Genomic DNA, 10423 nt, shown 5'->3' with positions numbered 1-10423 from the left:
ATAAGCGCTGTTATGTAACTCACCAACTTTACCCAAACACAAAGAAACAAATCTTGTTCCCGTCCAGATCACGCACGTAGCCGCCGTAAAAGCGATCTGGGATGCGTTGGCCGGGTGCGCCGTCATCCGTGGCTCCCAGCGAAATCGCTTTGTGATAGAGCGCTTCGGCCTCGGCTTTGTCCGACGCAGGAAACGCGAGCATTACGCCGTTGCCGGGGGTGGGGGCCTGTTTGTCATAGGGCTCGCACACGGCCAGCATCGGCTCGCCGCGTTTGGTGCCGATAAAGGCGATGCGGCCGGTGTCGATAACAACCTTTGCACCTTTGTCTGCAAAAAGTTCGGTATAGAAGGTTTTAGCGCGTTCCATGTCGGAAACGCCGATGGTTGTGTAGCCGATCATGTCAGGCCCTTCCTATAATTTCTGATCGCCGTAGAGGCGGTTTAACTTGCGCATGCCGCCGATCCAGCGGTCATAATTGTCGGTCTTGTTCTTCATGTAATCGATCACTTCCACATGCGGCGTGATAAGGAACGTCTCTGCGCGGATGACATCAACGCAGGCCTGCGCGCAGACGTCCGGCTCCATCATGCCGTTGATCGCGGCAACGTGGTCTTCATGGCCGCGCGTCATTTCGGTGCGCACGGCTTGGGGGCACAGGACCGAGACCTTGATACCTTCGTCCCCATGCGTCATCGCGAGCCATTCCGCGAGGCCGACAGCGGCGTGTTTGGTCACGCCGTAAGAGGCAGAGCCGACCTGATTGAGCAGACCCGCGGCAGAGGCCGTGTTGAGCAAGTAGCCACCCCCGCGCGCGGCCATGATCGGAGCGAGTTTTCGGCTCGCCCAGACATGCGCCATCACGTTGATATCCCATGTGCGTTGCCAATCTGCATTGGGCGTTTCCATGCCGCCGCCAACAGCGATGCCCGCGTTGGAGAAAAACAGATCAATAGGCCCGATGTCAGCCTCGACCGCGTCGATCATCGCCACGATCTGCGCCTCGTCAGAGACATTAACCGTGAAGGCGGTGCCGCCTACGTCCTTAGCTGTCGCCGCCGCGCCGTCCCCGTTCATATCAACGCAGACAACATGTTTAGCGCCTTCCTTGGCAAAGGCCTCGCAAAGCGCTTTGCCGATGCCGCTGGCCGCGCCTGTAACGACGCAGATTTTACCTTTCAGCTCCATGATCTATGCCCACATGCTAGAGCCGCCACAGACGGTAAGCGCCTGTCCGGTCATGTATTTGCTGGCGTCCGAACCAAGGAAGACGGCAAGGCCTGCAAAATCGTCAGGCTCGCCCAAGCGGCGCAATGGAATAGATTTCGAGTACTTTTCTTCGACACCCGGTTTGTCCCACAATTCACGCGCAAAGTCGGTTTTGATTAGCCCGGGGCATATCGCGTTGAAGCGGATGCCTTGCGGGCCGAACTCTGCCGCGAGATTGCGCACAAGGCCAATGAGCGCGAGCTTTGACATGCCGTAAGTGCCGAGCATATCGGATGCTTTGAACGCGCCAATCGAGGAGGTGAACATCATCGAACCCGTGCCTTTGGCCGCCATATCCGGCGCGACCATAGTTGCGAGCCAGAGATTGGACTGCACGTTGGCATTCATCGTACGCTCGTACTGTTCGTCCGAAATGCCTGCGATAGGGCCGAAGTAGGGGTTCACGCCCGCGTTGCCGACGACGATATCAATCGGGCCAGCGATCTCATGCGTCTTATCAACGAGCGCTTGAAGCTGCTGCTTGTGAACGATGTTGCAGGCCACGCCATGGGCACGCTCTGCGCCGACGGCCTCGTTAATTGCGGCGGCGGCTGCGTCCAGCTCCTCTTGGGTGCGGGCAGAGATCACCACGGTAGCGCCGTGCTCGGCAAGGGCTTTGGCCATCTCAAAACCCATGCCTTTGGACGCGCCCGTCAAGAGCGCGACCTTTCCAGTCAGATCAAACAGGCTCATCCCATGAACCCGAATGAACCGCGCGCTTCGGTATCACCCTTGATCGCGTCCTGACGCGAGTTGCTGTCTTTGTAGGTCTGCACTTCGTGGCGCGCGATGACGTGGTGATGCACCTCGTCAGGGCCGTCTGCATAGCGCAGCGTGCGCTGCTGGGCGTACATGCCAGAAAGCGGCGACCACTGGGAAATGCCCGTAGCGCCATGCACTTGCATCGCCTGATCGATGATATCGCAAACCTGCTCTGGCACTTTTGCCTTAATCATCGACACCCAGATGCGCGCCTCTTTGTTGCCAAGAACGTCCATGGCTTTGGCGGCTTTCAGAACCAGCAGGCGCATGGATTCAATTTCGATTTTCGCGCGCGAAATCGTCTCCATGTTCTTACCGAGATCAACGATCTTTTTGCCAAAGGCGACGCGGTTCAAACCACGATGGATCATCAGATCAAGCGCCTTTTCGGCCTGACCGATCGAACGCATGCAGTGGTGAATGCGGCCCGGTCCAAGACGGACTTGGGAAATCTCAAAGCCGCGCCCTTCGCCCCAGAGAATGTTTTCTTCCGGGACGCGCACATTGGTGAACCTGATATGCATATGCCCATGCGGCGCGTCATCATGACCGAACACATGCATAGGCCCGAGAATTTCGACGCCGGGCGTATCAATAGGGACAAGGATCTGTGATTGCTGGCGGAAGGGTTCTGCGTCGGGCGATGTTTTCACCATGACAATCATGATTTTACAGCGTGGATCGCCCGCGCCAGAGATATAGTATTTCTCGCCGTTCATCACCCATTCGCCGTTCTCAAGGACGGCCGTCATGCCAATGTTCTTGGCGTCCGATGAAGCACGATCAGGTTCTGTCATGGCAAAGGCGGAACGGATTTCGCCCGCGAGCAAAGGTTTAAGCCACTTCTCTTTCTGCTCTGGTGTGCCGATACGTTCCAGCACTTCCATGTTGCCCGTGTCGGGCGCAGAACAGTTCAGCGTTTCGGAAGCGAGAGGGTTCTTGCCTAACTCTGCTGCGATGTAGGCATAGTCGAGATTGGACAGGCCTTCACCTGTTTCCGCATTGGGCAGGAAGAAGTTCCAAAGCCCCGCGTCGCGCGCTTTTTGCTTGGCTTCGTTCATCAATTCCATCTGGCGCGGGTGGTAGGACCAACGGTTCTCCAGCCCTTTTGCCAGTGCGTGGAACTCCTCGGTCATTGGATCGACGTTTTCGCGAATGTGTTTGATTACCGCGTTCAAAAGCGGCTTTGCCTTATCGGACATTTCGAGGTTGTTAAGGGTGGTTGGATCTTTTGAATCAGACATAGAAGTGCCTCCTGTTGGCAGATTTACTTGTTCACCCACTTGGGTGCGCGTTTCTCGACGAAGGCTTGCACGCCTTCTTTGAAATCTTCGGTTTTGGCCAGATCAACGATCACTTCGCGTGAATAGGCAATGCTGCCTGCCATTCCGTCGCGCTTGGCCATATCGTTCAGCACACGCTTGGTCGCTTTGACAGCAGACGGGGAGACGGTGCAGAGTTGCTCGGCCTTTTCCATCGCTTTCGCCATCAATTCATCATGCGGGTGAACTTCGTTGACGCAGCCCATTTCAAGGGCTTCATCCGCCATGATCGTGCGGCCAGTGTACATCATTTCCTGCGCGGCGAGGCGTCCGATGTATCGTGACAGACGCTGCACGCCAGAAGCGGCAGCAAAGAAGCCGACTTTGACTTCAGGCAGCGCAAATTTAGCATTCTCGGACGCAAGAATGATGTCACAGGATAGCGCGGTTTCAAAGCCGCCGCCCATCGCAAATCCGTTCACGGCGGCGATGATCGGCTTTTCCAGATCAAAGCGGTTGGATAGTCCTGCGAAACCGGAATCTGGCGCTTTGGCCTTGCTGCCGCCTGTCGCGGTAGCTTTCAAATCGTTGCCAGCGGAAAAGGCTTTGTCGCCCGCGCCTGTCAGAACAGCGACCCAAAGGTCTTGATCCGCGGCGAATTTATCCCAGCAATCCGCCATTTCGTTATGCATGTCCACATGCACGGCGTTGTAAACTTCGGGGCGGTTCATAGTGACCAGAAGGATATTGCCCTTCACTTCGGTCTTGATGAATTCGTAGCTCATACCTTCAATCCTCCGGTATCAATCTCGGTAAACTTGCCGCCTGATGCTGCCAGCGCGCGCAGCGTTTCGGCAGGGGCGAACGATGGATCATCTGCACCCAGTTTTTCCATACGTTTCAGTACGCTTTCTGCCCCAACCATATCACCAAAGAACATCGGGCCGCCCTTGTCAGCAGGCCAGCCATAGCCGTTGAGCCAGACCACATCGATGTCGGACGGGCGCTGCGCCTTGTTTTCTTCAAGGATTTTCACCGCTTCATTAATCATCGGGAAGATGCAGTTTTCTATGATTTCGTCCTGACCCATCGTAGACGGTTCGGCTCCTGTGATATCGCGGATGATACCAGCGGTGACATCTGATGGGATCGGGCGGCGCGCATCGTCATAATCGTAGAAACCCGCCTTGGTTTTTTGCCCGCGTCGATCCAATTCACAAAGCGCATCACGGATGGGATTGTCCGTTACCGCGCCTTTGGACCAGCCGATATCAAGGCCCGCTAGATCGCTCATCTGGAACGGGCCCATCTTGAAGCCGAAAGCGTTCAGCGCCGCATCAACATCCCAAGGCATAACGCCCTGATAGACTAGCTTGTTCGCCTGGATTTGACGCGCAAACAGAATGCGGTTGCCAACGAAGCCCGGGCAAACGCCAACGAGCGTTGCAATCTTGTTGATGTCTTTCGCCAGCGCCATGCAGGTTGCGACCACATCATCCGCTGTATGTTTCGCGCGCACGATTTCCAAAAGCTTCATCACATTGGCGGGGGAAAAGAAGTGCAGCCCGATCACATCCTCGGGGCGTTTTGTCATCGATGCTATTTCGTTGATGTCCAGCGCAGAGGTGTTGGTGGCAAGGACCGCGCCGGGTTTCATAACAGCATCGAGTTCGGTGAATATCTTGCGCTTGAGCTCCATGTTTTCGAACACGGCTTCAATCACCAGATCGCACTCGGCAAGGTCGGCCAAAGCGAGACGCCCGTCAAAACGGCCCATGCGGGCCTCGACTTCGTCCTGCGGGAAACGGCCCTTGTCAGAGGAACGCTGATAGTTGCCGCGCACGACCTTAAGACCGCGATCCAGCGCCTCTTGTGTGGTTTCGACAATACGAACGTTGATCCCCGCGGTGGCAAAGTTCATTGCGATGCCGCCACCCATGGTGCCAGCGCCGATAATGCCGACAGTTTTAATTGGGCGGTGCGGCGTATTTTCGGGCAGGCCCGGAACCTGCCATGCAGCAGCGCCAGAGGCTGCTAAGTAGTCGCCGATTTCTTTTTCAGTTGGAGAGTTCATACTTGTGCCTCTTGATTGTCCAAACAGACCGTGCGGATTGCGCGGCGGTCGATTTTATCAGTTGCGCCGCGGATCAGCGGATCATGCTGAATCCACAAATGCGCGGGAATTTTGAATTTGGCGAGATGGCCCTCCAGAAAGGTTGCCATGTCATCGCGCGAGAGCGTCGCGCCTGCTTTCAGCTGAACTGCCGCGCCGACCACTTCGCCAAGTCTTTCGTCAGGGACAGAAAATGCGCCAGCTTCCAGAACATCGGGATGACGGTGCAATGCGCCCTCCACATCAAGGCAAGCGATGTTTTCGCCGCCGCGAATGATGATGTTCTTCTTGCGATCAAGGATGGTTATAAAACCGTCCGCATCGAGCACGCCCAGATCACCGGTGCGCAGCCAGCCGTCTTGCAAGGTTTCTGCTGTGGCCTCTGGCTTGTTCAGATAACAGCGCATGTTGGCCGGGCTTTTCACGGTTATTTCACCCAGCGCGCCCAACGGCACTTCATCGCCCGCATCGTTCAGAATTTTCAATTCCTGTACAGGGGGATGCAGTTTGCCTGCACTTTCGGGGCGCGCTTTGTAATCTTCGCCAATCATGCCGATGCCCAAAGCATTCGTTTCGGTCATGCCCCAGCCCGTTGCGACACCCGCATTGGGAAAGGTTTCAGCAAGCTGTGCTACCTGTGCTGCTGGGCGCTTTGCACCGCCTGCACCAAGGTAGTCGAGCGAGGGCAGCGTTTCGCCCATTTTCCGTGCAGCCAACATCAGTTCAGCGGATTGGGTAGGAACGCCCAGAAAGCGCGTGATGTTATTGTCCCGGATCAAACGAACGGCTTTTTCCGCATCCCATTTATGCATCAACGTTATTTTGGCGCCCGCTGGTAGGCTAAGTAGAAAAAGCGGGTGCGTTGCGGTGACGTGAAAAAGCGGCGTGACCACCAGTGCAGAGGGCCGCAGTGCCTCGGGCGCGTTTGGCTCTGGTGGCTCGACAAGTGGCGCGACAACCGATTGCATGAGCCAGCTAAAGACCGCATTCACTGCGCCGCGATGGGTTTGAACGACGCCCTTGGGGTGGCCTGTTGTGCCCGACGAATACATGATCGCAAAATCATCGTCGGTGTCGATCGCTACTTCGGGTGCAAGCTCTGACGCGGCACCATCACGCAGGTTAGAGAAATCATGCGCGCTCATACCTTCGCCGTCGCGCACTCCGATCAACGTCAATCCCAGTGTTTCGCGAAACGGCAACAGGCGCTCCATACGGGTGCCATCAGCGAAAACCACCTTTGCCTCGCTGTCGCGCAATGCATAATCCAGCTCTTCGCCAGTCCACCACGCATTCACAAATACAACGGTCGCACCGATGGACGAAATCGCCAGAACCAGTTTCAAAAGTTCGGGGTAGTTGCGCATCGCAATGGCAATGCGATCCCCTTTACCAAGGCCCAGTTCATCGCGCATTGCATGAGCTAACCGATACACTGACGCTGTGAAGTCAGCGTAAGTATATGTCTCGTCTTCATAAGCCAGAAAATCCAGCTTTCCTTCGCCATGCTGCGCCCAGCCCGCCGCCAAAAGAGCCGGCACAGTGGGAGGTATATTCTTGAAAGCTTTAAACGTAACTCCCCGCACGACAGCTTGATGAACTGCAAATGTGGGGTTGGTTTCAACGACATGGCGAACCGCGTCTTCCGGTGTCATCGCGGTCACTGCAGTTGTAGATTAATTTGCATTATCCCCTCCCAAGGCAACGCGACGCCCTTTATCCTTGCGGATCACGGGCGACATTCTTGAAGATAGACTAGGCAGTAAATCTACGCCTGCCAATCCCGCACAACGGAACGTCATTCCGCGAAAAAGCGCTTTGGACGAGACGTTGAATCACGAAAAAGGGGCAATCCCTACGGATCACCCCTTATCTTTCAGTTGAACAGGCCGACTCAGGCCTGACCCGTGTCTTGGCTTATGCGCTTAGCTTGATTACGCGTTTGCCAAACCCTTCACCGCGCAGCAAGCCGATGAATGCGGCTGGCGCTTGCTCCAGCCCTTCGATCATCTCTTCGCGGTACTTGATCTGGCCAGAGGCGACCCAAGCCCCCATTTGCTTGGCAAACTCGGGATAGAGATAGCCGAAATCGTCAAATACGATAAAGCCACGCATGGTCATGCGCTTGCGCAGGATCGTACCCATCAGCATGCTCATCCGGTCAGGTCCATCTGGCAGGGATGTCGCGTTATACTGCGAGATAACCCCGCACACGGGAATGCGCGCGGATGGATTCAGCAATGGTAGAACCGCATCAAACACTTCGCCGCCGACGTTCTCGAAATAGACGTCGATGCCTGCGGGAACCGCCGCTTTCAGTGCCTTGGGGAATCCGTCGGCTTTGTAATCAATGCACTCATCAAACCCGAGCACGTCTTTAACATGCGCGCATTTTTCAGCGCCGCCTGCGATGCCGACAACGCGCAGACCAAGGATCTTGGCGATTTGACCAACCGTCGCACCCACTGGGCCGCTCGCGCCCGCAACGACAAGCGTTTCACCCTTTTTAGGTTGCCCGATTTGCGTGAGGCCGGCCCAAGCGGTAAGGCCCGGCATGCCCAGAACACCCAGCGCCCAAGAGGGGTTTTGCGGCTCTTTGCCCATGTTGATGACGCCCGTGCCATCGGACACGGTATAATCCTGCCAGCCGCCAAATGCGACGACCCAATCGCCAGCCTCAAAACCCTTCACGTCAGAACTGACAACCTGCGCAACAGTACCGCCAACCATGGTGCCGCCAATTTCAACAGGCGCGGCATAGGAGGGCGCATCGCTCATCCGGCCACGCATGTAGGGATCAAGAGAAAGGTATTCGTTACGCAGCAACATCTGACCTGCGCCAGCGCTTGGCAGGTCACTTGTTTCCAGACGAAGTGTTTTATCGTTGGGTTCACCCTTTGGGCGTTCTGCTAAAACAAACTTGCGGTTCACTGTATCGGATTGCGTCACGATGATTGTCCTTTGATCTCTATGCACTCTTGATGAGCGCGTAGCGACCTTGGTGCAATTCGATTTGAATTGAAAGAAGTCACGCCACGTCCAAACTTGGGGGATTACCAATTACGACGCCACGTTCTCATAACGCAGCCAACGGATATGCCATCGGTTTTGTTCAACATGTGAAAAAGCCAGACGCTGAACGCCTTTAGCGGGCATATTGATAACATCACAAACGATCCAAGGGCTGACTGTTTCGCGCGGCCGGTCTCAAACAGGTCGATCACGCTGGGGGGCGAGCGGGGTTTAGACGTTGCTGTTCAACCCGACTTGATGGCAAGTTAGCTCAAAGGCCCATGTGCAAGTCACTTGGCCACAGCGCACCAGAAAGGAAACGACATGTCATCTTTTACATTCAATACGACGCCCAGCATTCGAATGGGCGCCGGCTTGATTGACGAATTGGGCAGCCTGACCAAAGCAATCTGTGGCGAACGCGTGTTGTTGGTAACGGACCCCGGCATGATCGCCACGGGCATCGTTGATCGGGCTATAAATGCGCTTGAACAAGCCAGCGTTTCGGTGATCGTATTCTCCGATGTCCAAGCTGATCCACCCGAAGCGGTCATCCTGGCTGCAACAGAGGCTGCCCGTGGGATGGACGGGGTCATCGGCCTAGGCGGTGGTTCGTCCATAGATGTCGCAAAACTTGCTGCTTTGCTTGGGGCAGGGAACGAAACGCTCAAGGACATTTACGGTGTTGGAAATGTGAAAGGTCCAAGGCTCCCTTTGATTGCGGTGCCTACGACTGCTGGTACTGGTAGCGAAGTCACGCCGATTTCCATCGTCACAACAGGCGCGAGCGAGAAGATGGGTGTCGTGAGCCCGCTTATTATTCCCGACCTTGCCTTGCTTGATCCAGAGCTGACCAGGGATCTGCCCGCCCATGTAACCGCTGCAACGGGCGTTGATGCGATGGTTCACGCGATTGAAGCCTATGCCTCTGCCAGTCCAAATAATAACCCTATTAGCCGTGCTCTGGCTTGCGAGGCATTGCGTTTGATGGGGGCTGCGCTTGAACGGGCTGTGCGCGCTCCCCATGATATGGATGCACGTGGAGACATGCTCTTGGGGTCGCTTCTAGCTGGGCAGGCCTTTGCCAATTCGCCCGTTGCTGCTGTTCATGCGCTGGCTTATCCGATTGGCGGGCACTTCAAAGTACCACACGGGCTTTCGAATGCCTTGGTCTTGCCACACGTGCTACGATTCAACATTGCAACATCCCCCGAGCCATATGCAGCGCTTGCGCCAATCGCGTTTCCTGAACTCGCAGGTCTGAGCACTCAGAAAGCCGCGTCCGGATTTGCCGATGCGCTTGCTGCACTTTCTGAACGATGCGGTTTGCCATCCGGGTTGCGCGCAGTTGGAATTACCAATGAAGATCTGCCGCTTTTGGCGCGCGATGCTATGAATCAGACCCGACTGCTCGTGAACAATCCGCGCGCCGTTACCCAAGCGGATGCATTAGATATTTACGGTGCAGCCCTGTGAGCCGTCCAGTACCCGGCCAACGTCTGGACTATAACGCCTTTACACAGATCACGACGCGTTGGAACGACAATGATGTCTATGGTCACATGAACAACGTGGTCCATTATCAATTGTTCGATACAGCGGTGAATGGCCATTTGATCGACCAAGGTGCCCTTGATTTTCGGGCGGGTGAGACGGTCTTTCTCGTGGTAGAAACCGGATGCAAATACTACGGGGAAATTTCGTTTCCTGATATTGTGACTGCCGGTATTCGCGTTGTGTCGCTTGGTACATCTTCAGTGCGTTATGAAATCGGCCTGTTCAGAAATGACGCTACGGATGCAAGTGCCGAAGGCTTTTTCGTGCATGTCAACGTAAACAAAAAGTCCCGCCGCCCAACGCCCATTGAACAAAATGTGAGATCAGTCTTGGAAAGACTGAAAGCAAAGGCATAAATACCCAGAGTCCCTATAAATACAACATAATCATCATTATGAGGGTTAAGGCATGTAGCCGCAAAGCGATAATGTCACCCCTGTGCAATTCAGG

General features: G+C 55.5%; 10 protein-coding genes. 2 read left to right on the top strand and 8 right to left on the bottom strand.

The annotated features are described in order from the left end of the window. Nucleotides 1-28 precede the first annotated feature (28 nt). From WBC85_RS13575 to WBC85_RS13540, 8 genes are all read right to left on the bottom strand, one after another. Nucleotides 29-400, bottom strand: coding sequence for a VOC family protein (locus WBC85_RS13575; RefSeq protein WP_424438192.1), 372 nt, complete (start codon nucleotides 398-400; stop codon nucleotides 29-31). 12 nt (nucleotides 401-412) lie between these two features. Beyond that, on the bottom strand, nucleotides 413-1186 hold the full coding sequence (locus WBC85_RS13570) for an SDR family oxidoreductase (RefSeq protein ID WP_424438189.1): 774 nt from the start codon (nucleotides 1184-1186) through the stop codon (nucleotides 413-415). Nucleotides 1187-1189: 3 nt separating this feature from the next. Then, complete coding sequence (locus WBC85_RS13565; protein ID WP_424438186.1) at nucleotides 1190-1960, bottom strand: SDR family NAD(P)-dependent oxidoreductase; 771 nt, start codon at nucleotides 1958-1960, stop codon at nucleotides 1190-1192. Next, nucleotides 1957-3273 (bottom strand): acyl-CoA dehydrogenase family protein, encoded by a 1317-nt coding sequence (locus WBC85_RS13560; protein ID WP_424438183.1) that lies wholly within the window; start codon nucleotides 3271-3273, stop codon nucleotides 1957-1959. The genes WBC85_RS13565 and WBC85_RS13560 overlap by 4 nt, the downstream gene beginning before the upstream one ends. 23 nt (nucleotides 3274-3296) lie before the next feature. After that, entirely contained in the window at nucleotides 3297-4076 is a 780-nt protein-coding gene (locus WBC85_RS13555) for an enoyl-CoA hydratase-related protein (RefSeq protein WP_424438180.1), read from the bottom strand. Next, nucleotides 4073-5365 carry a 3-hydroxyacyl-CoA dehydrogenase NAD-binding domain-containing protein gene (locus tag WBC85_RS13550; protein ID WP_424438177.1) on the bottom strand — a complete coding sequence of 431 codons (1293 nt, stop codon included), beginning with the start codon at nucleotides 5363-5365 and terminating at the stop codon, nucleotides 4073-4075. The genes WBC85_RS13555 and WBC85_RS13550 overlap by 4 nt, the downstream gene beginning before the upstream one ends. After that, the gene (locus WBC85_RS13545; RefSeq protein WP_424438174.1) at nucleotides 5362-6945 is read right to left on the bottom strand and encodes a class I adenylate-forming enzyme family protein; all 1584 of its coding nucleotides are present in this window, start codon (nucleotides 6943-6945) and stop codon (nucleotides 5362-5364) included. Before WBC85_RS13545 ends, WBC85_RS13550 begins: the two co-directional genes overlap by 4 nt. Nucleotides 6946-7321: 376 nt before the next feature. Next, nucleotides 7322-8353, bottom strand: coding sequence for an NADP-dependent oxidoreductase (locus WBC85_RS13540; protein WP_424438171.1), 1032 nt, complete (start codon nucleotides 8351-8353; stop codon nucleotides 7322-7324). 387 nt (nucleotides 8354-8740) lie between these two features. On the opposite strand from WBC85_RS13540, the gene WBC85_RS13535 reads away from it, so the two are divergent. Both WBC85_RS13535 and WBC85_RS13530 read left to right on the top strand, forming a co-directional pair. Continuing rightward, nucleotides 8741-9892, top strand: a complete 1152-nt coding sequence (locus WBC85_RS13535) for an iron-containing alcohol dehydrogenase (RefSeq protein WP_424438168.1) — start codon at nucleotides 8741-8743, stop codon at nucleotides 9890-9892. Beyond that, the gene (locus WBC85_RS13530) at nucleotides 9889-10329 is read left to right on the top strand and encodes an acyl-CoA thioesterase (RefSeq protein ID WP_424438165.1); all 441 of its coding nucleotides are present in this window, start codon (nucleotides 9889-9891) and stop codon (nucleotides 10327-10329) included. Before WBC85_RS13535 ends, WBC85_RS13530 begins: the two co-directional genes overlap by 4 nt. Nucleotides 10330-10423 lie beyond the last annotated feature (94 nt).

Source organism: Planktotalea sp. (genome assembly GCF_049680325.1).
Lineage (GTDB): Bacteria > Pseudomonadota > Alphaproteobacteria > Rhodobacterales > Rhodobacteraceae > Planktotalea.
This window is presented reverse-complemented; position numbering and strand designations above follow the sequence as displayed.